Origin of the sequence: Bacillus manliponensis (assembly GCF_000712595.1) — a bacterium.
GTDB lineage: Bacteria > Bacillota > Bacilli > Bacillales > Bacillaceae_G > Bacillus_A > Bacillus_A manliponensis.
Genome location: NZ_JOTN01000033.1, coordinates 1 through 22,801, shown reverse-complemented (window position 1 = coordinate 22,801; position 22,801 = coordinate 1). Strand labels below are relative to the sequence as shown.

Genomic DNA, 22,801 nt, shown 5'->3' with positions numbered 1-22,801 from the left:
TCTATATAAATATAGAAGAAGTTTTTTATTTTTTCTAGCCGCGTTACACTATCCGCTTTCGAATCGAACTTGAAATAAAATCAATAATCATCACCATAATGATAATTCCAAGTAAAATAATCCCAACACGAGACCAATTCCGTGAACTCAATGCAAAGATAAGCGGTGTTCCAATACCACCTGCTCCAATGACACCTAAAATGGATGCGGAACGAACATTAATTTCAAAACGATACAATGTGTACGATAAAAAGTCAGGTAATACTTGTGGAAACACCGCATACATAAGCACTTGAAAACGATTTGCTCCCGTCGCAACTAGCGCTTCTACCGGTCCATTGTCTATATTTTCAATACCTTCTGCATACAATTTCCCAAGCATTCCGATTGAATGTAATCCTAATGCAAGTACGCCAGCAAATGATCCAGGTCCAACTGCTTTTATAAAAAGAAGTGCCATTACAATCTCTGGAAACGTACGAATAAAACTTAATACAAATTTTCCAGATCCAGACACAGCTCTCTTTTTGCTCATATTTGTTGCTGCCCAAAATGCAAACGGAATACAAAGTAAGGCAGAAATAAACGTTCCAAGCACTGCAATTGCTAACGTATCTACAAGCCCATGTAATAAATCTTCACCATCCGGTAATGAAACATAATCCCAGTCCGGGTTAAATATCCCACTCATAATTGCTTTTGTTATTTGTCCTGCTGTATCTTTTATCCCATCAACTGGCACACCGGAAAACGCCCATACGTATATCATTAGCAGTAAACCGTAAATAACAAAACGATACGCCTTTGTTTTTTTACGCTGCGGAATTTGCTTTGTCGTTATATTCATAACAGTTTCTCCCGTAATGATGCGCTAATATAATCAATAATTAAAACAACAATCAGTGTATAAATAATAATTGATGCTGTTTGATCATATTGTAAAAATCCGAGCGTTTGATCATAGTACAATCCAATTCCCCCAGCTCCAACTAATCCTAATACTGCTGCTGCCCTTACATTCACTTCAAATGTATATAATACATAAGAAACAAAATGTGCTGTAATTTGCGGGACAACTGCATAAACAATCCACTGCACTTTATTCGCACCAACTGCTGTCATTGCTTCTAACGGCCCACGGTCAATTGCTTCAATTGACTCATATAATAATTTGGCGATAATACCAATTGAAAACACTGTAAGTGCTAAAATTCCAGGTAACGGTCCAATTCCAAAAATGGCAACAAAAATTGCTGCTAATAATAAATCTGGTATTGTACGGACAATATTTAAAATAAACCGAGCAGGTCTATACAAAAACGATGGGAATACATTATTTGCGGATAATAGCGCAAGTGGCACCGCAATAATGGCGCCAAATGTTGTTCCTAAGATTGCCATACGAATCGTATCCAAAATTGCTCCTGTAATAACTTTAAAGTAACCCCAATCTGGTGGTACCATTTCTTTTAACAAATCTCCCATGTTAGGCAGTCCCATAATGAGCTTTGCAAATGATGCATCTACTTGTATACTACTTCCCCACAAGAGCAGAACAAGCAATACACCCGTTAATATGTGTTTTAATTTCCGTGGCTTTTGCTTCATTTTCGACTCTATTATCACGCTATTCATTGCACTTGCACCCCTGAAAATTCTTCATCTTTAACTGGTCTACCATAAATTTCAGTAAACCTCTCATCTGTCGCTTCTTCTACAGGGCCATCAAAAACAATCTCGCCTGCATGCAAACCGATAATACGCGTTGCATATTTTCTGGCTAAATCAATGGAATGTAAATTTACTACCGTTGTAATACCGAACTCTTGATTAATTTTTTTCAAATCATCCATTACTTGCTTCGTTGTTAGCGGATCTAACGAAGCAACCGGCTCATCAGCTAAAATAATTTTTGCTTCTTGCGCAAGTGCTCTTGCAATTGAAACACGCTGCTGTTGTCCACCAGACAATTGATCAGCACGCTCATATGCTTTCTCTAAAATATTGACACGCTCCAATGCACGAAATGCTAACTCTACATCCTCTTTCGGAAATAACCCTAACGTTGTACGAATTGTAGAATGATAACCAACTCTACCAGCTAACACATTTTTTAATACAGTAGACCGCTTCACGAGGTTGAAATTTTGAAAAATCATTCCAATATCACGGCGAATGCAGCGTAATTCCTTTCCTTTTGCCACAGTAATAGACTGGTTCCCAATAAAGATTTCGCCTGTCGTAATCTCATGCAAGCGATTAATTGACCGAAGAAGCGTTGATTTCCCCGCCCCAGATAACCCAACTATAACGACAAACTCCCCTTTATGAATCTTTAAATTTATATTGTTTAATCCTCTCGTACCGTTGTCGTATATTTTTGAAACGTTATGGAATTCTATCAAGAATGATACCTACTTTCTACAAGTTGTCTAAAGGAATCACTCCGCCAAACGATAATTTCGATTAACGAAGTGATCTCTTCATATCATTACTGTGTTTTTACTTTCTTTCCGTATTCGCGAACAATATCAAACTTGCTATCATCTGACTTAATATATCCTTCATGTGAATATACTTCTTTAATAATTTTATGACCTTCTTCATTCTTTCCTATTTCAATAAACGCATCTTGTATTTTTTGTACCCACTCTTTATCCATATCAGAACGTACTGTAATTGTGTCATTTGGAATTTTCTCTGTAAATTTGACAATCTTCGTTTGCTCAAACACATCTGGATAATCTTTCTTTACGACGTTGCGAGCATCTTGGAACACAACAGCTGCATCTACATCACCATTTAAAAGTGCAATAATTGCTTGATCATGTCCTTTTAATGTAACGGGTTGTACATCTTTTAACGGATCAATTCCCTTTTCCATTAAAACAGCTGCCGGCCATACATATCCTGCTGAAGACGTAACATCTTGATAGCCAATTTTCTTACCTTTTAAATCTTCAATACTATTAATATTAGAATCTTTCTTTACAACAAATTGTGATTTATAAAAGTCAACTAACTCTTCTGTTGGTTGTCCTGTTTCATCATTTACACCGTAGCGCTGTGCTTGCAAAATAACATTGGCCGCATCTTTTTCTTTTGCTAATACGTATGCTGTTGGCGGTAAAAATCCTACATCTACTTGTTTTGATGCCATTGCTTCTACAATTGTGTTGTAATTTGTAGATACACTTACTTTTACGGGAATGTTAAGCTCATCACTCAATAATTTTTCTAACGGTTTTGCCTTCGCTTCAAGCGTATCCGCATTTTGCGAAGGAACAAATTGAACATTTAACGTTTTGGGCACATAACCTTTTTCTGCAGTTTCGCTGTCTTTTACATTTGTTTCCTTTGTTCCACATCCACTAAATAGTCCAATTGCTAATAATGTTGTTGCACCTACTGCTAAAACCTTTTTAAACATGTCCAAACCTCCAATTTTCGAAATGATAAACTGTAAACAAATAGAAATATAGCACGGAAATTTATAAATTATTCTTTATTTACAAAAAATTTACAGTTTTTAAACAATCTTTATACTCTATTATTTATGATTATTTGGTAAAATTTATCCATAAAACTATATGAAAGGGGCAACTAGGTCATGAAATTAACCGAAAAAAACGTGATAATAAGCGTACTAGTAACAACTGATGTCCACGGAACGGTCTATCCCATTCAATATGGGAATAATGAGGTAGCAGAACATGGGCTAGCAAAGGTTTCTACTCTTATTCAAGAAGAACGAAAAAAGAATAAGCATGTAATTGTAATTGATAATGGAGATTTTATTCAAGGTACTCCACTTACATATTGTCATGCAAAACAAATGAATGAGAAAAAAAATCCAATGATGATAGCAGCTAATCATATCGGTTATAATGCAGCTGTAATCGGGAACCATGAGTTTAATTACGGTATGCTCCACTTAAATAGAGCAGTTGAAGAAGCAAACATGTCTTATTTAGCAGCAAATACTTTACATAAAGACACGATGGCACCTTATTTTGGGAAACCTTATCTCATAAAGCATATTGAACCGAATATAAAGGTAGCCATACTTGGTGTGACAACGCACTATATTCCAAACTGGGAAGAGCCAGACCACATTCAAAATGTAGTATTTGAAGATGCTTTAGAGGCAACAAAAAACTGGGTTTCTCACATTCGACAAGAGGAACAACCTGATGTAATGATTGTAGCGTATCACGGAGGATTTGAACGTGATTTACATACTGGGGAACCAACGGAAAATTTAACTGGGGAAAACCAAGGTTTCTCCATATGCAAAGAAGTAGAAGGAATTGATGTACTGATAACAGGACACCAACATCGTTTTATTTCTCATATAAAAGTAAATGGCGTTACTGTTTTACAAGGAGGATATAACGGAGAATCTTTAGGAAAAATTAAAATTTCGTTAAAAGAAGAAGCAAATAAATGGTCTATCGACAGTTGTAACTCTGAGCTGCTATATACAAAAGGAGTTCAACCAGATAAGCAGATACTCACATTGCTACAACCATATGAAACAAAAACACAAAAATGGCTAGAACGACCGATTGGAACAGTCACTGGAAATATGAAAATAGATGATGTAATGCAGGCAAGGATACAAAAGCATCCATTTACGGAGTTTATTAATAAAGTACAAATGGATATAGCTGACGTTACGATTTCTTGCACAAGCTTATTTCATAATAAAGTGACCGGCTTTCCTGATGAAATTACAATGCGCGATATTATTTCAAACTACATTTATCCAAACACATTAAAAGTACTTCGTGTGACGGGGCAAGATATAAAAGACGCACTCGAAAAATCAGCTGAATATTTCACATTAGATATTCAGAAAAATATTGTCGTCAACCCTGCTTTTATCGACCCGAAACCACAGCACTATAACTATGATATGTGGGATGGTATTTCGTACATATTAAACATTTCAAAACCTATAGGGGAAAGGGTTGTTTCACTTCAATATAAAGGTGAACCACTGTCTCTTACAGAAGAATTTGATGTTGTTATGAATAATTACCGTGCAAGTGGCGGCGGAGATTATCATATGTACAAAGGAAAGCCTGTTATAAAAGAAATCTCAATTGACATGACAGAAATTATCACAAACTACCTATTAAAACATGGCCAAATCGAAGCAACTTTAGATCTTAATTGGAAGGTACAAAAGTAAAAAAGATGGGATTCTTCCCATCTTTTAGTTCAGCTTTTTATTCGCTTCTTTTTTTAACATTTTTAATTTCGCCGGAGTAACATCTTTGCCCTCTTCGTTAACAACTTTAATTCCTTTAAGTTCGTTTAACATATTTTGACGAAATCCTTTTAAATATTGTTCACGGAGCGATTGACGCTCACGTTGCTCTTCTTCAGTTAAACCTTCTGTTTTTGCTTTTTTCGCTAAGAAGTTAATACGTTCAATGAGTTCTTGATTAATCATCTCGACTCCCCCTTCCAATGAAAACTGATTATTATCATACAATAGTTATTCTTCTTTATCAAGCAATCCCTTTGTGTATTCCACATAACGACGATGCACAGTCGCTTTTGACACGTTATGCCCAAACCCTCTTAACGTCGCTGCAATTTCTTCAAATGTTAATTCATTGCGGCGGAGACGAACAATCTCTTCAATTGGTACTTCTTTTTTTTCACGCCCTGTACTCAAATGACGATTTTTCAAGTTTCGCTCAGGACGAAAACCTTTCTCCACAGCTCTTTTCATTCCACGTTTAATTTTCAAATTATGAATTTTTCGTTGATATTCTTCTACAAGACCAATTATTTCAAGAACCATCGAATCTGCATCTGACAATTCTAATTCACCATTATGCGTATATGTGTATACTTTCACACCTTCTTTTTGCAAACAATGCATAAGTGCAATTTTTGCATTCCCCCTGCCAAGACGAGTCTCATCTTGAATAAGAAGAATATCGATTTTCTCATCACGGACTGTATCTAACACCTCTAGCATACCATCGCGCTCTATACTGTAACCACTCGCTTGCTCTGCTACAACTTTTACAACATTCATCCCATGTTGTTTTGCTAAAGATAATAACTCATCTTTTTGACGTGCTAAAGAGGTCTCTTGTTCTTCTTTTGATGTACTCACACGTGCATAAATAATCGCATCCATATGCAACCCTTCTTCCAAAACAAAGTTCTATTTTCATAGTGTACCATAAAAACAGAACTTTGTTCGAACTTATGTTTGTAGAATATTTTTTCACATGTTATAATACAAGTAAGAAAATTTAAAGAAAATGAGGTGTGAATATAACAATGGAAAAATTAACGAAGCGACAACAGGACATTTTGGACTTTATTAAACAAAAAGTACAAGAAAAAGGATATCCACCTTCCGTACGTGAAATTGGTCAAGCGGTCGGCCTTGCTTCTAGCTCTACTGTGCACGGACATTTATCTCGTTTAGAAGAAAAAGGGTATATTCGCCGCGACCCTACAAAACCAAGAGCAATTGAAATTTTAAACGGAGATACTTTTAAAGAAGAAACTAGTGATGTTGTACACGTACCAATCATCGGAAAAGTTACAGCTGGTCTGCCAATTACAGCAGTTGAAAGCGTTGAAGAGCACTTCCCACTTCCTGCAAACCTTGTTGCTGGAGTTGAAAAAGTGTTTATGTTACGTATTTCAGGAGATAGCATGATCGAAGCTGGTATTCTAGACGGGGACTTAGTTGTTGTTCGTCAACAGCAATCTGCATATAACGGAGAAATTGTTGTTGCTTTAACAGAAGACAACGAAGCAACAGTAAAGCGCTTCTACAAAGAAAAAGATCATTTCCGTTTACAACCTGAAAATTCATCTTTAGCACCAATCATTTTAAAACAAGTATCGGTAATTGGAAAAGTTATTGGCGTATATCGTGATTTACACTAAAAAATAGACCAGTGATACTGGTCTATTTTTATCGCGCTTCTACCTTTACATCGCCTGCTAATGTTTCTCCTTTTATCGTGACCTTACCACTTCCAAATTCCGCAAATTTATCTTCTTTTTGAAAGATTTCAACATCCCCCTCTTTTGTTTCACCAATTATTTTCGCATTTTTTGGTTTCTCTAATAAGCGAATCATGATGTCTCCCTCTTTTGAATGAGCTGTTACTGCATGAATTGGAGCATGACCTAGCACATTTACATCTCCGCTCAACGTCTTTGCTATCACGTCTCCCGTAACACGCTTTGTCTGAATATCTCCCTCCTTCGAAGTATTTTCCACTACACTCGCTACTACATTTTGCATATTTATATCTCCAGCATTTGTTAGTATATCAACCCGCTCACTATTTAAATTTAATACTGTCACATCACCGGCTTTCGTATGCAACTTTATTTTATGATATGCACGATCCGGGACAATAACAGTGATTTTTGGTGCCTTAAAAAAAGAAACACCAAATGTAAATTCATTCTCAATATCTCCTTCAACAATTAAAGTATCTCCTTTTTCTTCTACATTAACTTCTTGTTCTTCTGACATCGCAGATTTTTTTATATAAAAAGAGGAATCCTTTCCTTTTTCAATTTTCACATCACCAGCTTCAAGATTTACTTGAATATTTTTTATATGTTCATTCGCTTCAATCTTTTCTGTTTCACGCCCTTTCATTTTATTTGTTGTTTTTACATACGACTTCCATGTCAAACCCGCTCCAATTCCTCCAACAACAATACAAAACACAGCTAACAATAACAGTTTTTTCAAAACAAATTACCGCCCTTTCATCACTTTTAAATTCCATTGCAAATAACGGACACAAAACTGTTTATAAGCACGGCTCATATAATACGCGGCAACAAATAAAAGCAAGCCAATTCCAAGTAAAGCAATTGAAGCAAACAAATCAAATGGAATAAAAGATTGCAGAACCATCATTTTTATCGCAGCTAAGATTGGTGACAATATAAAAGCAATGCTGCTAATCCATAAAGCTAATAATACGCCAGCTATCGCAACTAACGGCCCAATTACAATAATTAAATTAAATAAACTTAGCCCAACTGCAGCCATCACAACTCTTGAGATATTTGTTGCTGACGGATCTTTTTCCATTTCATCTAGCCGTGATAACGCTAATATTTCTTTCGCAATGATGCGAGGCGAGCCAAGCTCTCTCACAATTTGCTCTTCCGTTTTCCCTTCTTCTATTCCAAACTGAAAATGTTCTTTATAATCATATAAAATGTCATTTCGCTCTTCTTCAGATAATCTCTTAAGATGTCCCGACAACTGCTCTAAAAATTGTTCTTTACCCATTCGCTACACCTCTTCAATAATTTCTTGTACTCCTTTAGCAAACTCACGCCATTCTGTTACAAGTAAGTATAATTGGCGTTCACCAAGTTCTGTTAGTTGATAATATTTGCGCGGTGGCCCTTCCGTAGATTCTTTCAAATACGTTTGAAAATATCCTTCTTTCGTCAATCTTCGAAGCAACGGATATACTGATCCCTCTGATATAAAAAATTTATTTGAAATTTGTTGAACAAGTTCATATCCGTAACAATCTCTTTTCTTCACAAGGGCAAGAACGCATAGCTCAAGTACCCCTTTCTTAAATTGGACGTTCAAACAAAAGCCTCCTTTCTTTTAGTACTGTTCAATGCAAGGTACCTCATTATCCATAATATACCACTAACTATTGTTTAATGCAAGGTACTGTTTTATAAATAGTTAAATTGATTCATCCGCCTGTTTGTTACTACACCTTACTAAATGAACACTTTGAACTTCCCCTCTCACAAACAACATGAGATAATAAAACATATTATAAAGAAATAAGGATTTGAAGAAAAAGGAATCATCCCGTATACATTAACAAGATAATTCCTTTTTCTTATATTCCGCGTGCCGCTTGAATGTAATATTCATACCTCATTACAACTCTATCTTTTCTGATTATTTAACGCTTCCAATAATCGAACATAATATTGCATCACTTCAAATCCTCTTCGTTTCGCATTCATTTTTGCCCTTCTTCCATGTATCCCTCGTTCCAATTCATTAATCTTCACTTGAATATCGGCTGTATAGTCAAAAATTTGTGCGTTCCGTAGTTGCTCGTTTTTTCCGTCAATCATCCCTTCATTCAATAAACTCGCTTCTTTTGAAGTTAATTGTAATTTCAGCTTAGATACTTCATTTTGCATATTATAGTATTCACTCTCAACCTCTTCTAACTCACGCACAATACTCTCTAGCCTTTTAAAATAACCGGCAGCAGTATCCGCCATTCAGTCACTTCTCCTTTCTTGTACATGTCATCTGATATTGATTGTTCACAATATCAGTGTATGCATAAGAGGGGTTGTCAGTTGCTAGTACCAAAAAAAGTACAAGCCACCACCTACAAAGTTCATAGTGACTTTACTAACGCCAGTTCTTATGTTCACTTTATACACTTTAAAGAAATGGTTTAGCACAAACTTTAAGTTCGACACGATATGACAAATGAGATGTCGTTTGTTTGTTATTATGAATTAAGAATTTATACCTTTCAAGGAGGAGAGATTATGCAATTCTCTAAAAAAAATATCTCATTTATAATTATTGGGATATTATTTATTATCGCTTTCCTTAATAGTTTAAGAGGATTCGACGGAACAGCTACCGGAATTGGTTTTGTAATTGGCTATACGATAACACAAACTGTCATATTGAGCATTATCATTATCCTTATGGCAGCAATAATATTCCCTATTGTATGGGTTGTAAAAAAAATTACTAAGTAGTAAAGTGAAACTTCACTCAGTGGGGGTTTCTCCACCCCCCACTGAGTGTCAGCCCGACCAATCGGACTTTTACGGGCTTGTTAATCTCCTACTTAAACTTCTTCGTTTTCTCTCAAGTTTTGAAGTGGGAGTCTTACAGCCCGCAAATAGCGGGGTAAAACGGATTATTCTTCCACGCAATATGTATGGAAGAGCGATCTTTTTTCTTTAGATAGTGTAACAGAACTCACAAATCATATCTAAACCAATATGAAATATAAGCAATACAGTTTATTCCAATTTTTGCGGGTAAGTCATAAATCATTTGTTCTACCTATATAGTTCAAAGGGAGTGCTAATTAGAGAGCATTCGCAAAAACAACAGAAATCAAAGGAGGAAATGTCTATTGAGAAACAAATTCATTGTTTTCCTATCTTCTTTATTGGTTATTTTTGGAGGATTCTTTTCAAACACAGATGTCTCACATGCGGAAACAACTTCCACTTCTAGCGAATATGTTCCAAACGAACTCATTGTGAAGTTTAAAGACGACGCCCCAATCAACAAAATAAAAGAACTGCAACAATCTACAGGGGCAACAATTGTATCAAGTGATGATACGTTAGGATTCCATGTTATCAAACTATTAAAAGGTACTGTGGAAGAAAACGTGAAGATGCTTGAGAATAACCCTTACGTAGAATACGCGGAACCAAATTATTATTTCCATGCGTTTTGGAATCCAAATGATACACATTTTAATAACCAATATGGCCTTCAAAAAATTCAAGCGCCACAAGCATGGGATAGTGAAAGAAGTGCTCCTGGAGTAAAAATTGCAATTATTGATACAGGTGTACAAAGTTCACATCCTGATCTAGCTGCTAAAGTAACTCATGGACATGATTATGTAGATAACGATAACCGATCTGACGATGGAAATGGACATGGGACGCATTGTGCAGGAATCGCAGGGGCAATTACAAATAATAATGTAGGCATTGCTGGAGTTGCTCCACAAGCTTCTATATATGCAGTTCGGGTATTAAACAACCAAGGAAGCGGTACACTTGCTGCTGTTGCTCAAGGTATAAGAGAAGCTGCTGATTCAGGTGCAAAAGTAATTAGCTTAAGCTTAGGCGCTACAACTGGCGGTACTTCATTACAACAAGCTGTGCAATACGCTTGGAATAAAGGTGCTGTAATTGTTGCAGCAGCTGGAAACTCAGGTAATACACAAGCTAACTACCCAGCTTATTATAATGAAGTAATTGCTGTCGCTTCAACTGATAGTGCAGACCGAAAATCTTCATTCTCCAATTACGGAAGCTGGGTTGATGTAGCCGCACCAGGCTCAAGCATTTATTCCACATATACAGGAAGTTCATACAGATCATTAAGCGGGACTTCAATGGCTGCACCTCATGTAGCAGGACTTGCCGCATTATTAGCAAATCAAGGCTATAATAACGTTCAAATTCGCCAAATTATCGAAACAACATCTGATAAAATTAGCGGAACAGGCTCGTACTGGACGCACGGAAGAGTAAATGCAAGTAAAGCTGTGCAATACGGGAAGCAATTGAAAGAAAATAAAGCGTCCTAATTGAACTACCCCTACTTATCGTCTAACGACGCTTGAAGTAGGGGATTCTTACTGTCTTCGACCTAAACTTCTCCGAATCCTCTAAGTTTTGAGGCGGGAGTCTTACTGCCCGTTAATGCGGGATAAATCCCGCCAACTAGCATAGTGCCTCAAAGATTAAACAATTATTATTTGCTGACTTCTTATCACTTTTCTTGTTAGTCGTATGTATCTATTCAAAAGCGGATTTTCTTTAATCTAAAAAAAATTAGGGACGAGCTGATACCACTCGCTTAGGACTTGCATATCTTTATAATGCAAGAACAAAAATGTAAAGGAAGTGAGAAAAATGTGTCGTGACAAAAAAGATTACTGTAAAGAAAAACATAATGGCTATAAAAAAGAGAACAAGAATAAGAAAAATAAGAAGAAATGCAACAAGAAACATTATTATAAAAAAGGCTAGATAACAAACGTAACAATAAGTATAACTTCCCAAACCTAATGTTGTTTTCTTTGTAACACTCTAATTCATTTATGAATTCACCCAAAAGAACCTCTAGCCCTTTAGGAGGTTCTTTTCTGCAAACTCCCCTCCTAGCCCTCTGTTTGATACAAAAATCATTCCAATTCTCCACATATCACAACGAAATCAGCTGTTTCTTTTTCGTCTCCAACCTGTCATCTTAGGAATTAATCTCCCATTACATATCGGGCAGACAATTACCTCTTTGTATTCTTCTTTTGATGAATGGTACACTTTATCTCGGTGAATAAAAACTAAATATTCAGACTAATCAAAGTGTTGATTTGCCACTCTCTTTTCCTCCCAAAATAAAGAGCACCACACTTTGCTACTATAAGTAATCCTTCATACATAGAATGATGGTACACTCTGACCTACCTATCGATACGAATACACAAAATACTTTCTTAATCATTTTCTTCATAGTTAAACTACTATTTGCAATCTGTTTCATAAGTAAATCCGTCTGATAATCCACTTTCAAATTAAATTCAAGCTTCATACTTATGACCTCACACATATAAAGTGAAACTTCACTCAGTGGGGTTTTCTCCATTCCCACTGAGTGTCAGCCCGACCAATCGGGCTTTTACGGGCTGTTAATCTCCCATCTAAACTTCTTCGTTTTCTCTAAAGTTTTGAGATTGGAGTCTTACAGCCCGTTAATGCGGGATAATAAAAAGAACCGCCAAAATTTTGACGGTTCTTTTTATTTTTCATTTCTTGTTATACTTTGAATCCACTGCAAAATTTCATTTCCATACTGCATAATCTTTGTAAAATAAGGCTTGATTCCCTAATTCTAATACCTCTTCAATAGGTACTCTCCTTATTCCTTCATATACGTAAGTTCATACTGTATATCATATGAGTGTTTATGACATTCTTTTCTATAAGAGGTAGGTGCATATAATGAGTCGATTTAAAAATAACAGACATATACCGTTTCAACATTTTATTCCTCCTGGAAAGAACGGACCGATCGGTTCACAGGAGTTGCAAGAGAATCCCGGTCCCACTGGACCACAAGGATCACAAGGGGAACCAGGGTCTATCGGTCCCACTGGACCACAAGGATCACAAGGGGAACCAGGGCCTATCGGTCCCACTGGACCACAAGGATCACAAGGGGAACCGGGGCCTATCGGTCCCACTGGACCACAAGGATCACAAGGGGAACCGGGGTCTATCGGTCCCACTGGACCACAAGGATCACAAGGGGAACCGGGGTCTATCGGTCCCACTGGACCACAAGGATCACAAGGGGAACCAGGGCCTATCGGTCCCACTGGACCACAAGGATCACAAGGGGAACCAGGGCCTATCGGTCCCACTGGACCACAAGGATCACAAGGGGAACCAGGGCCTATCGGTCCCACTGGACCACAAGGATCACAAGGGGAACCAGGGCCTATCGGTCCCACTGGACCACAAGGATCACAAGGGGAACCAGGGCCTATCGGTCCCACTGGACCACAAGGATCACAAGGGGAACCAGGGCCTATCGGTCCCACTGGACCACAAGGATCACAAGGGGAACCAGGGCCTATCGGTCCCACTGGACCACAAGGATCACAAGGGGAACCAGGGCCTATCGGTCCCACTGGACCACAAGGATCACAAGGGGAACCAGGGCCTATCGGTCCCACTGGACCACAAGGATCACAAGGGGAACCGGGGCCTATCGGTCCCACTGGACCACAAGGATCACAAGGGGAACCAGGGCCTATCGGTCCCACTGGACCACAAGGACCACAATCAGCGTTCAGAGCTTCCAGCAATCAACAACAGAATATTGGTACAGGAAATACAAAGGTCATGTTTCAAATTGAGGAATTTGATTTAAACGATGAATATGATCCACTTACATCTACATTTATACCCAATCAAAATGGGGTTTATCTTATTCAAGCTACTATAAGTATCGATGCAGTTACACCGTTTTCCACGACATTAGAAATTCAAGTAGATGGTATTCCAAGCGCTATAAAAACAGAGTCTCTCGCTGCAGGCGCTCTATTCATTAACACAATTACAGTTTCTACCATCATCGAATTACAAGCTGGAATTCCTATAAACATTTTTGCTAGGAATTCCCCATCAACTTCCTATACTGTAGCTTCTACACAATTTGTTCATTTTGAAGCAGCAAGATTCCCTTCTCCAACCTAAATTTAATTTTTAATCACACCAAACATGTAAAAGGAAAAGACGTAAAAACACTTATAAAACACACAGAAAGAAGCAATGCGTGAAACTGTGATATCAAAAAGATTAGTTCAAGCATTACAAAAGCACAAAATGAACAAAAATTAAAACTAGGTGGTAATTTTGTGTTTATCTTGACTGAAAAGACTCTTCCGAAATCAGCTTTGAAAAATGTACTAGATCGTAATCTAAAAAAGCCAACTTACATCAATTACGTCATTCACATGCTGTTATTATGAAAGAATCTAGTGTAGAAACGAAATACATTCAAGAGCGTTTAGAGCATAAGAGTATCGAAATCACATCTGATATTCGTTCGCATATCACCCCAAAAATCATCGCAAACGAACAAAGTAAATCCGATGATTATGCGGGGTAAGAATTTATTCTGGAAAAAAGCGGGGCGAATCTAAATTTCCATTTGGAACATGTCAAAACAAAACAAAAAACCCTCAACACCATATGTGTCAAGGGTTTTGGACTCTTAATAAAGAGTCATATATTGATCGCGTTCCCATTGGTGAACTTGCGTTCGGAACATATCTTATTTCACTATATGATTTCACAGGGTTCTATATACATTGATTTATAAAGGTTTTATTCAAAATGTCTTTCACCGAATTCTATACACTTTTATATTTTTGTGGGTGCTTCGTGGGTAACCCACCCACAAGCTCGTGGGTGTTTGTGGGTGTTTGTGGGTGCTTTAGTTAAATCATTCTCAAAACTCTGGAATCACATAAACCTTAACATATATACCATACTTTGCTGCAAACTGTTCCAACTTTTTTTGTCGATATTCTGTTAACGTGAAAAAGTGAATTATAGGGACCTTACCATTATATTTGTTTTTATAATAGAAGGTGAATTCTTTATACCGACTCATTTTTTCACTATTCACATTCATCATCTGTGTACGATCTATCTCAACCGCATTTAATATCCCTGCTTCATCTTTAAATTTCACGTCCGGAATAATTGTCTCCTTTTTATCATTTATTTTATAACGTATAGGTGCTTCTATCTGCCAGTCTTCTGGACAAAACAGATAGAGCCATGCTTCATTCCTCATAAGGCTGTGCGCTAAACGGATTGTTGGTACAATCTTTTCTGTATCATCAAATAGCGCGCGCCCTTTTTTATTTAAATAATATACGTACTCTTTCCCATGCACAGTAGTATTAACGAACAGGCTTAAATCCTTTAAAATACGATTTGCGTTCCGTATGCCACCCATATCATGTACAGCCATTAAATGCCTACGTGTCGCAAACTTCAACTTTCTAATCGAGGTCAAAATCGTCATCTGACGATTCAATTTGATGTGTGATTGAATGTACATGTTTCTCCACCTCATGTTCTTTTAATATATCCCACATCTTTTCATTAGAAATAAAGGGTGTCTGTATTTCAGTTAATCCATCTGTTTTAAAAAGCGCACGCCCAGGTATACTTCTAATGGATTCCAAACCATTTTCATCAATTACAACCTGTGAGGCTGTTTGAGTCGGCAATCTAAAACCAAGCTTTGCATCTGAGTTTTGTTTTACTTGTCGTGGTAATGTGTCACCAGTTGGATATTGTGTACAAAAGATTAATCTAAAACCAAGCGCACCACCAACACGCGCAATATGAGAAAGCATTTGCTGACAAGCCCCTAGCAACTTTTGTTGTTCTTTTTTCATACTTCTATCTGGGCAAAGTTCTGCACCTTCATCAACAACAATAAAATACCTATCCTTTATATTTGTTTCTACAACATTCGTATACTGCTCCACTTTCATGTACTTCATTACTTTTTCCATTTCTTTAACGATTGAGAGTAAAACATGAAAAGTATAATCCGGCTTTTCTGCAACAGAAATGACCTGTTTTAAATTTTGATATGGACCAAATTCCAATCCACCTTTTAAGTCAATGATATATAGATGAGTATAATTGGGCTGCGCTGAAATAAGTGATGTTACGATATTTTTAAGAAAGACCGTTTTTCCCATTCTTGTAAGCCCACCCAACACCATATGAGGGGTTTTATCAAAATCGTGATAAATTAATTTTTCTAGACTTTGCCCCATTGGTACTTCCCATTTCCCTTGTTTTATTAACTCCTTAGACCAATCCCACTTCTCAGGTATTTCTCGATGAAACACACGAACTTTTAATTTATAATTATCGTATTGAATTTTAACAGGCTTGCTTAGTCCTTCACTCACTACATCCTCTACTTTTTGAATAATTTTACTCGGCATCCCTAAAGGTAATTTATATATATAATTTGTACTACGATCATCCTCGTTTTGTTCAAGGAATGTAGGATATAATATTTTATCTCCTCTCTTTATAGCGATTCCACTTACTTCAAAGAACACTTGAATCTTCTTTTTGTCATCCTCTTTCCGTTTGAACTTATCACCTACTAATGCATAAGCAACAGCTATTGCGGGAACCGTCAATAACTCCAACATAAACATTTCCCCTTTTAATATCCTATAAGGATATCATTGCACTTTTTTGGAATAGCACAGGTCAAGCCTTACTATTTACAGCTTCTATTGCCCTACCCTTCCACATCGTATTCCCTCATAGAAACAAAACGAGAACATAACGTAGAAGATATAAGAACGAACCTGTGAGCGTTGTGTACATAGTCAGACGTGGAAGCCAATGTGGAATGTCACGTCCCATCTTTTCAGCTGCTTTCATAACAGATATAGACAAACCAGTTGCCGTCCAAACAATCACTGCTTCAGCTGCAAGTATCATAGCTGTTCCTCCTCATCTTTCTCCCTAAATTTAATACCAGACTTTGTAGCCACAATCTCGTACCGATTCATTAGCTCTTTAAAATCAATAATCTCCTCTTCTTCACCATACAGATCTTCTTCAATTATTTGCGACAAACTGAAGTATCCTTTGTATTCTTTGTTATTCACATCGTGGTTTTCCATATGACTCAGGATAGACTTCACTTCTCCTCTAGACTGTGACTGATTATACATTTGGCGTAATTCTTTTGATGGATATAGATATGGCGTTGTATTCAGGTAGTCATATTGCCTACGCATATATTCATCCCCCCTCTTGTTGTCCTAGATTCTTTGTAGTCTTCCAAGTGGAAGTAATATAGGTATATGACCTAGAAAGAAGGATATTGCTTGTCCATAGAAAAATATTTATACAAACAAGCTAAAAATTTTAAATGGATGTGAAAATATGAAAAGTGAACTAAAAGAAATTTTAGATAAGAAAGGAATAAAGTATACTCATGTGGCAAAGAAAGCCGGAATTAGTAACTCAGCAATGACCAATTTAATTAAAGGTGGATTCCCAACATTGCCTGTTGCATACAAGATTGCACGAGTATTAGAAATGAAACTGGAGGATATTTGGATTGAAGAAAATCATGAGGATAACTCATCATAATTTTCACATAACGTGGATTATTATGGGGGTTGGAGGAACACTTATGAAATCTTTGTAGAAGGAAAGCATAAATTCGAACCGAATATTGATGGATAATCCCAACATCTCCAATATTTGATATAATGATATAGTTATTATTATCAACTAGGAGGTCCAATATTGAAAAAATCACTATCGTTTATAGTATTACTATCGTTTATAGGAACCGTATTATCAGCATGTGGTTCAGAAGAAGTAACCATTTCTAAAGATGAGTTTAAGCAAATCAAAAAAGAAATGAGTATGAAAAAGGTTGAGGAAATTGTAGGCGGAAAAGGAAAAGAAAACGTTAATCAATCTAATCCGACACTTGTTGAGTATGAATATCCTGTGTTGGATGGTGTAGAAAAAGATGGTTATGTTTACATATTGTTTAATGACAGCAAAGTAGATACTATTTTAGATTTTGGGTTACTAAAAAAGAAAGAACAACCTAAAAAAGAAGACACTGCTGCAGAAGAGACTGTTAAAACAGTTGACTGGGGAAATAAGGTTAAAGAAGTAGCATCAAGTGAAAAAACTACTACTGAAAAATTTGATGAAGTAAGCAAATATGCTCACGATTACAGTCCATCTAAAGATGAAGTTAAACAATTTGGTGATGACATCATTAAAGAATATAAAGATAAAAATTACATTAAAAATGTATCTAACCATGAGTACATGTTAACAAATATCTTCAAATCACAAGTAGTTGATAAAAACACATCAGAAAAACCATTAAAAGATTTCGCCTTCGACTTCTGGCAAAACTCTAAATACAATTACCGTGGTGTAGAAAATGCAACAAGTGGTTCTACATTAGCTAATGAGCGCCAAATGGATAAAGCATTAAATGAAATGAACAAATAAACAAAGAAATCCAGTTCCGAAAGGAACTGGATTTCTTTGTTATACAGTCTGAATCCACGCACCATAGCCTAATGTTTTTAGTTTTTCCATTGTATTATCAGCCCATTGTTTGTTGTTAAAGTCGCCCACAAGAATACGATGGTATCCGCCTTCGATACATTTCGTCCACACGCCGTAACCTGGTAATATCTCTTTAACTTTTGTAAGAGCTGCCGCTGTCCATTCGATGGAATCAAAGTCGCCAATATTAATACGGTATGATGGTTGTTGAGGTGTGGAACTACCACCACTTACAGCTTTTCCAGTCACCCCTGTAACAATAGCTGCTGCAATCTTGCGTGGATCGTTATTATATCTAGCAACATCTGCTTTATTATCAATGAAGAATGATTCGACTAAAATAGCTCGCATATGTGTATTATTAATCTCGTATAAAGCTTTTGTTCTAGCGCCACGATTGTCATAGCCGAACTTTGCAATTTGGTCACATACGCTTTGAGCAAGACGTTTTCCTTCTGCATCCCCACTGTAATAGTAAACCTCTACACCGTCACCTTCACCATTCGATGCGTTCAAATGCAAACTAATAAATAAATCTACTCCTGCTTTATTCGCTTTATTTACCCCATACGCAAGTTCTTCGCCTTGATTTCGGCATGTATAATCTGGTGGTGTACAATCAATAACTGTATGACCTAGTGATTCTAACATCTCTTTAACATGTTTCCCGATTCGTCGTACTTCCGTATACTCATTTACCAACCCTACAGCGCAAGTATTGTTACCATTCGTTAAAATTGTGTGTCCATATCTTAATCCGATTTTCATCACTCAGCATCTCCTTTATCGGTTTCTTCATGACTCGTCCAAATACCTAATGCAATTCCAAATAGATAAACTGCTTGCTGTACCTTTTCTAAATTACCCTCGAACCCCGTGACGCCAAATACTTGTAAGATTAATCCCAAACATGAAAAAAGCGCAACCCATGTTTTCCAATTGCGCAAGCGTTTCTTGATATGCTGTTTATTCATCAAATACACTCCTTCTATTTCATATAGTTTAAAAAACTAAAAATTAATGAACTAGCAAACATTAGTGATGAAATAACAATTGATAAGTTAGCGCGTTTAGTTGCTGCATCTTTCTCCGGGGCTTCTTTTAAGTTTTCAATTTCATCTCTTAAATCTTCGATGTCTCGATCACGTAATGTAAACATCTTTTCCACTTCATTTCGTGTCATTTGGTTTGCATGATTACGTACTAAATTCTTTTCAATACGAATCATCGTTTCATTCATCGATTCAAGTTTTACTTCCAGCTTTGCAATACGCTCAAAATCTTTTTGTTCCATTGTTCTCACTCCTTCCAAAATAAAAAGAGCAACCAACAAGTTGCTCTAAGCTACAAATAACTTCGGATCCATTTTAAATATCTCTGCAATATCTTCTTCGTTTCTTTCCTTGAGGTAGGATTGTGTTGTAGATATATCTGAGTGATTTGCTAAAGACTTTAGCTTTTCTAATGGAACTCCTTGAACTTTTAAATTATCTAATCGACTATGACGAAAACAATGTGGGTTAACATGTACTTCTTGTCCATTTTTCGCGTGTAACATCTTAGAAAAAATTTCGCACCAGTAGTTGAATGCACTTTTGTGTACAGGTCTTCTTGCTCCATTTTTGTATACTCTTACGAATAAACCAGGGATTGTATCTTTACCACGTTGATTTAAATACAATTTAATACACTCCTGTACCTTATCGTTATAGTAAAGCCTAAACTTCTTACTGCGTTTCCCTCGAACCCTGTTTGTATAGTACCTTTCACCTAATGCTTCCTTTTGCACCTGGTATACTTCATTTTTTCTGGCTGCGCTATAATACGAAAGAGACAAGTAAGTTGCTAACATGTACCTTTCCTGATTCACTAACTCATCAATTAACCAATTAATGTCTTCTTCAAGAATGAAAGTGATCTCCCTTACTGGATTTTTAGGAAGGCCTTTAACGCGTGAACCCACATTAAATTCATACAAATAATCGTCATCATCTGCGCAAAATTCTAATGTTGATCGTAATGCGCTCATTAGTCCGTTTACCCTTGCATTCGACATTCCCATTTCTTGAAAAATAATGCATAGATTTCGAATGTCTTTTCGATTTAAATCAACAAGTTGTTTATTTTCAAAATGCTGATAAACCAAATATAAGATAATACGTAAATCCCACTTATATTGCTGTAGAGTGCTTTTTGCTTTTCCTTGCGATTTTTTCTCAATAAGAAAGTCTTTTACTAAGTTTTTGTTAAAACGACTAACATGTGTTTCGTAAATAACTGAGTCTACTATTCTTTTCATATCGATCGCCTCCTGGAAAATAAAAAGAGAGACAACGCCTCTCTTCATCTACAATCATTATATAAGCCGTATTTTATACAAAACAAAAAAGCCTACTTGGGTATGCTTTTCATTAATTCCTCTATCTTTTCCCACATAAGCTTTTGGTTTCGTTTTAACTCCTCATTTTCTTTTTGCAAATTCTTCAAAACTTCTTCTTGCGTCAAAGGCTTGTCTACATATAAGTAATACAAAGTCTTTGTTGTAACGTTACATTTAAGTATCGCAACCTTACCTTCACGATGCTCTGCTTCGGGTATCGAATTAACGAAAAATCCTTCTTTTTCTAGTTCTTCTTTTGTTTTGCCTAATCCTAATTCACTATGGAAAGGCGCGCTATGAATCAATTCAATTTCCCCAGTATTGTTATACTTAATATAAATCATATTTTTTCACTCCTTACGCTAAATCAACATAGGATTTCACAGCTTTTATTTCTGTTTCATCCCTTACTATAAAAACAGCTCCGTATGCGTCATCATAAGCATGCATAAGAGTCCCAATCGGAAAAGTACCTTTTCGTTTAGCATAGGTTTCAGTTCCATCTACAAAAAAGCCATTCTCAAGTTTAAAAGATGCTAAACCCCCACCACCTACTGTCATCGTTGAACCACGATTATGAATATACGCCATAGACCATACATACGGAGTTCTAGAAAAATCAGTATTTAAAGATTCTTGCTTGATGAAATTAAAGTTTTTATCAAAATAGGAAACTTTAACTAAATACCCATATTCATAAGTATATGAGAATAAATACAGCATCTCACCATTCAACACAATAGCTTGCGCATCAATAAAACGACCATCTGGATCGTTTTTCACTAAAACACCTGAAGGTGATAAAATGCCTCTTTTTGATCTATCGTAAAAGTCATAATAATAAACATAATTCGTAGGTTTAAGTATTGTATATTGTGCTGCGTTTACCCCAGGTGGTTTCAACTTAGTTTTCGTATAATCTTTTCTTGATATTACTGTAAAGCTAGATGAGCCATCCCCTGGTGAAACTGTAAGAGCATAAATATTGTTCGCATCAATGCTAACTATTTCTGATACTGCACAAGTAAACGATGTAACTTCCGACCATGTATTCATGTCATAAACAAATGTCCGCTCATACCTATCGTTTAAATTGGCATCATAACCACATACAAATAGTAGTCCGTCTACAACAAAAGCTTTATAGAAATTTTGATATTCAAATGGCAACTCGAATTCTTTAATTAAAGAAAAATCATTCATTTTATAAACATAAAAATAACTTCTATATTCGGTAATTGGTGTACATTGAAAAATATATTCTTTTTTATGCAAGTCCACCCCAACGTATCTATGCGAACTTCTAAGAACCATTGAGCGAACTATAGGAAACTGTAGCTTATCGACTGCTTCCACCACTTCAAATCTTTTTATCTTCCTTCTACCGATGCCGTGCGCTTCTAGAAATGGCATTAATGGAACACCTCACTTATTAATGTTTCGCTAGTCTCATTGTCTCTATTATCATATGTGTAAGCCCATTGTTGCGTTTTTACAGCAGTTGTCCCGTTTTCTGCGTAATAGATCAATTGCTGTGACTGGTAATTCCCACGCGCATCAGGATTGGAAAGCGCTGATTTTCTAAATATTGTCCCGTTTTGTCGTCGCCATTCTGCCTTCCTAGCAATGCCATAATTATCGTAATCAGTTGCAACCTTATTGTAATTATCCGCAAGTTCGTTGATTGCACCTACCACAGATGATTTGTTAATTGTCTTAAGCTGCAACAGTTCTCCGATTTCAACTTCAATATCATGAATTTTATTGAGAATATTTGTTTCAGCATTTTGAGAAAGGATGTCTTTTAACCCATTAAACCAATCAATAAACAATTGCTTCTGCTCATTTGTCCATGCTGCCAACTCAGAGTTCCCTTTTTCTTTCATGCGTTCAAACCAGTCCTGAAATTGATGAAATATTTCTGATGTGTCTACCTGATCTACCGTACCATGCACAATGCCACAT

The 22,801-nt window shown here is 36.4% G+C and carries 30 protein-coding genes; 8 read left to right on the top strand and 22 right to left on the bottom strand.

The features are described from left to right. Positions 1-43 precede the first annotated feature (43 nt). The 4 genes from phnE (BAMA_RS21865) to BAMA_RS21850 all read right to left on the bottom strand — a co-directional run bounded on the left by phnE (BAMA_RS21865) (position 44) and on the right by BAMA_RS21850 (position 3,430). Entirely contained in the window at positions 44-847 is an 804-nt protein-coding gene (phnE, locus tag BAMA_RS21865; RefSeq protein ID WP_034643701.1) for a phosphonate ABC transporter, permease protein PhnE, read from the bottom strand. Beyond that, positions 844-1,635 carry a phosphonate ABC transporter, permease protein PhnE gene (gene phnE, locus BAMA_RS21860; RefSeq protein ID WP_034643698.1) on the bottom strand — a complete coding sequence of 264 codons (792 nt, stop codon included), beginning with the start codon at positions 1,633-1,635 and terminating at the stop codon, positions 844-846. The genes phnE (BAMA_RS21865) and phnE (BAMA_RS21860) overlap by 4 nt, the downstream gene beginning before the upstream one ends. Next, positions 1,632-2,405: a phosphonate ABC transporter ATP-binding protein gene (gene phnC, locus BAMA_RS21855; protein WP_034643697.1), complete on the bottom strand. Its 774-nt coding sequence runs from the start codon at positions 2,403-2,405 to the stop codon at positions 1,632-1,634. The genes phnE (BAMA_RS21860) and phnC overlap by 4 nt, the downstream gene beginning before the upstream one ends. 86 nt (positions 2,406-2,491) lie before the next feature. Continuing rightward, entirely contained in the window at positions 2,492-3,430 is a 939-nt protein-coding gene (locus BAMA_RS21850; RefSeq protein ID WP_034643694.1) for a phosphate/phosphite/phosphonate ABC transporter substrate-binding protein, read from the bottom strand. A gap of 180 nt (positions 3,431-3,610) precedes the next feature. On the opposite strand from BAMA_RS21850, the gene BAMA_RS21845 reads away from it, so the two are divergent. After that, the gene (locus tag BAMA_RS21845) at positions 3,611-5,197 is read left to right on the top strand and encodes a bifunctional metallophosphatase/5'-nucleotidase (RefSeq protein WP_034643692.1); all 1,587 of its coding nucleotides are present in this window, start codon (positions 3,611-3,613) and stop codon (positions 5,195-5,197) included. Between the two features lie 24 nt (positions 5,198-5,221). Here BAMA_RS21845 and BAMA_RS21840 read toward each other — a convergent pair whose 3' ends face one another. Beyond that, positions 5,222-5,461, bottom strand: a complete 240-nt coding sequence (locus BAMA_RS21840) for a DUF896 domain-containing protein (protein ID WP_034643691.1) — start codon at positions 5,459-5,461, stop codon at positions 5,222-5,224. A 45-nt stretch (positions 5,462-5,506) separates the two neighbouring features. Beyond that, on the bottom strand, positions 5,507-6,163 hold the full coding sequence (locus BAMA_RS21835; protein ID WP_034643689.1) for a YneB family resolvase-like protein: 657 nt from the start codon (positions 6,161-6,163) through the stop codon (positions 5,507-5,509). Between the two features lie 146 nt (positions 6,164-6,309). On the opposite strand from BAMA_RS21835, the gene lexA reads away from it, so the two are divergent. Next, a complete protein-coding gene (gene lexA / locus BAMA_RS21830) occupies positions 6,310-6,930 on the top strand; it encodes a transcriptional repressor LexA (protein WP_034643688.1) in 621 nt (206 codons plus the stop codon). Positions 6,931-6,958: 28 nt separating this feature from the next. Here lexA and BAMA_RS21825 read toward each other — a convergent pair whose 3' ends face one another. The 4 genes from BAMA_RS21825 to BAMA_RS21810 form a co-directional block, all read right to left on the bottom strand. Further along, a complete protein-coding gene (locus BAMA_RS21825) occupies positions 6,959-7,756 on the bottom strand; it encodes a DUF4097 family beta strand repeat-containing protein (protein WP_034643687.1) in 798 nt (265 codons plus the stop codon). 6 nt (positions 7,757-7,762) lie between these two features. Continuing rightward, positions 7,763-8,308, bottom strand: a complete 546-nt coding sequence (locus BAMA_RS21820) for an HAAS signaling domain-containing protein (protein ID WP_034643685.1) — start codon at positions 8,306-8,308, stop codon at positions 7,763-7,765. Between the two features lie 3 nt (positions 8,309-8,311). Then, on the bottom strand, positions 8,312-8,623 hold the full coding sequence (locus BAMA_RS21815) for a PadR family transcriptional regulator (RefSeq protein WP_034643681.1): 312 nt from the start codon (positions 8,621-8,623) through the stop codon (positions 8,312-8,314). Positions 8,624-8,937: 314 nt separating this feature from the next. Beyond that, positions 8,938-9,285 carry a hypothetical protein gene (locus BAMA_RS21810; RefSeq protein WP_034643680.1) on the bottom strand — a complete coding sequence of 116 codons (348 nt, stop codon included), beginning with the start codon at positions 9,283-9,285 and terminating at the stop codon, positions 8,938-8,940. A 279-nt stretch (positions 9,286-9,564) separates the two neighbouring features. On the opposite strand from BAMA_RS21810, the gene BAMA_RS21805 reads away from it, so the two are divergent. Continuing rightward, the gene (locus BAMA_RS21805; RefSeq protein WP_034643677.1) at positions 9,565-9,783 is read left to right on the top strand and encodes a hypothetical protein; all 219 of its coding nucleotides are present in this window, start codon (positions 9,565-9,567) and stop codon (positions 9,781-9,783) included. Positions 9,784-10,169: 386 nt separating this feature from the next. Continuing rightward, positions 10,170-11,369: a S8 family peptidase gene (locus BAMA_RS21800; protein ID WP_034643673.1), complete on the top strand. Its 1,200-nt coding sequence runs from the start codon at positions 10,170-10,172 to the stop codon at positions 11,367-11,369. A gap of 836 nt (positions 11,370-12,205) precedes the next feature. On the opposite strand, the gene BAMA_RS24665 is transcribed toward BAMA_RS21800, so the two are convergent. Continuing rightward, positions 12,206-12,376 (bottom strand): hypothetical protein, encoded by a 171-nt coding sequence (locus BAMA_RS24665; protein WP_157406058.1) that lies wholly within the window; start codon positions 12,374-12,376, stop codon positions 12,206-12,208. 410 nt (positions 12,377-12,786) lie between these two features. Between BAMA_RS24665 and BAMA_RS25515 the strand changes: the two genes are divergently transcribed. Both BAMA_RS25515 and BAMA_RS25705 read left to right on the top strand, forming a co-directional pair. After that, the gene (locus BAMA_RS25515) at positions 12,787-14,046 is read left to right on the top strand and encodes a collagen-like domain-containing protein (protein WP_051759056.1); all 1,260 of its coding nucleotides are present in this window, start codon (positions 12,787-12,789) and stop codon (positions 14,044-14,046) included. Between the two features lie 271 nt (positions 14,047-14,317). Beyond that, positions 14,318-14,461, top strand: a complete 144-nt coding sequence (locus BAMA_RS25705) for a hypothetical protein (protein ID WP_235184500.1) — start codon at positions 14,318-14,320, stop codon at positions 14,459-14,461. Positions 14,462-14,803: 342 nt separating this feature from the next. Here the strand turns inward: BAMA_RS25705 and BAMA_RS21790 are convergent, their stop codons facing one another. The 4 genes from BAMA_RS21790 to BAMA_RS21775 form a co-directional block, all read right to left on the bottom strand. Beyond that, complete coding sequence (locus tag BAMA_RS21790) at positions 14,804-15,424, bottom strand: replication-relaxation family protein (protein WP_034643670.1); 621 nt, start codon at positions 15,422-15,424, stop codon at positions 14,804-14,806. Continuing rightward, complete coding sequence (locus BAMA_RS21785) at positions 15,366-16,547, bottom strand: FtsK/SpoIIIE domain-containing protein (RefSeq protein ID WP_034643668.1); 1,182 nt, start codon at positions 16,545-16,547, stop codon at positions 15,366-15,368. The genes BAMA_RS21790 and BAMA_RS21785 overlap by 59 nt, the downstream gene beginning before the upstream one ends. Positions 16,548-16,662: 115 nt before the next feature. After that, positions 16,663-16,845, bottom strand: a complete 183-nt coding sequence (locus tag BAMA_RS21780; protein WP_034643665.1) for a hypothetical protein — start codon at positions 16,843-16,845, stop codon at positions 16,663-16,665. Further along, positions 16,842-17,147, bottom strand: a complete 306-nt coding sequence (locus BAMA_RS21775) for a hypothetical protein (protein WP_034643663.1) — start codon at positions 17,145-17,147, stop codon at positions 16,842-16,844. The genes BAMA_RS21780 and BAMA_RS21775 overlap by 4 nt, the downstream gene beginning before the upstream one ends. A gap of 148 nt (positions 17,148-17,295) precedes the next feature. On the opposite strand from BAMA_RS21775, the gene BAMA_RS21770 reads away from it, so the two are divergent. Next, positions 17,296-17,505: a helix-turn-helix transcriptional regulator gene (locus BAMA_RS21770; RefSeq protein ID WP_034643660.1), complete on the top strand. Its 210-nt coding sequence runs from the start codon at positions 17,296-17,298 to the stop codon at positions 17,503-17,505. A gap of 159 nt (positions 17,506-17,664) precedes the next feature. Beyond that, positions 17,665-18,396 carry a hypothetical protein gene (locus tag BAMA_RS21765; RefSeq protein ID WP_084158083.1) on the top strand — a complete coding sequence of 244 codons (732 nt, stop codon included), beginning with the start codon at positions 17,665-17,667 and terminating at the stop codon, positions 18,394-18,396. A gap of 39 nt (positions 18,397-18,435) precedes the next feature. Here the strand turns inward: BAMA_RS21765 and BAMA_RS21760 are convergent, their stop codons facing one another. The 7 genes from BAMA_RS21760 to BAMA_RS24770 form a co-directional block, all read right to left on the bottom strand. Further along, the gene (locus BAMA_RS21760) at positions 18,436-19,224 is read right to left on the bottom strand and encodes an N-acetylmuramoyl-L-alanine amidase (RefSeq protein WP_051759054.1); all 789 of its coding nucleotides are present in this window, start codon (positions 19,222-19,224) and stop codon (positions 18,436-18,438) included. Then, complete coding sequence (locus BAMA_RS21755; RefSeq protein WP_034643658.1) at positions 19,224-19,430, bottom strand: hypothetical protein; 207 nt, start codon at positions 19,428-19,430, stop codon at positions 19,224-19,226. The genes BAMA_RS21760 and BAMA_RS21755 overlap by 1 nt, the downstream gene beginning before the upstream one ends. Positions 19,431-19,444: 14 nt before the next feature. Beyond that, positions 19,445-19,750: a hypothetical protein gene (locus tag BAMA_RS21750; RefSeq protein WP_034643656.1), complete on the bottom strand. Its 306-nt coding sequence runs from the start codon at positions 19,748-19,750 to the stop codon at positions 19,445-19,447. 45 nt (positions 19,751-19,795) lie between these two features. After that, positions 19,796-20,755: a tyrosine-type recombinase/integrase gene (locus BAMA_RS21745; protein ID WP_034643653.1), complete on the bottom strand. Its 960-nt coding sequence runs from the start codon at positions 20,753-20,755 to the stop codon at positions 19,796-19,798. Positions 20,756-20,847: 92 nt separating this feature from the next. Continuing rightward, on the bottom strand, positions 20,848-21,180 hold the full coding sequence (locus BAMA_RS21740; RefSeq protein WP_051759053.1) for a hypothetical protein: 333 nt from the start codon (positions 21,178-21,180) through the stop codon (positions 20,848-20,850). 13 nt (positions 21,181-21,193) lie between these two features. Then, positions 21,194-22,249, bottom strand: coding sequence for a hypothetical protein (locus tag BAMA_RS21735; RefSeq protein WP_034643652.1), 1,056 nt, complete (start codon positions 22,247-22,249; stop codon positions 21,194-21,196). Continuing rightward, on the bottom strand, positions 22,249-22,801 hold a 553-nt coding region (locus tag BAMA_RS24770; protein WP_034643649.1), incomplete at its 5' end, for a hypothetical protein. The genes BAMA_RS21735 and BAMA_RS24770, both read right to left, overlap by 1 nt.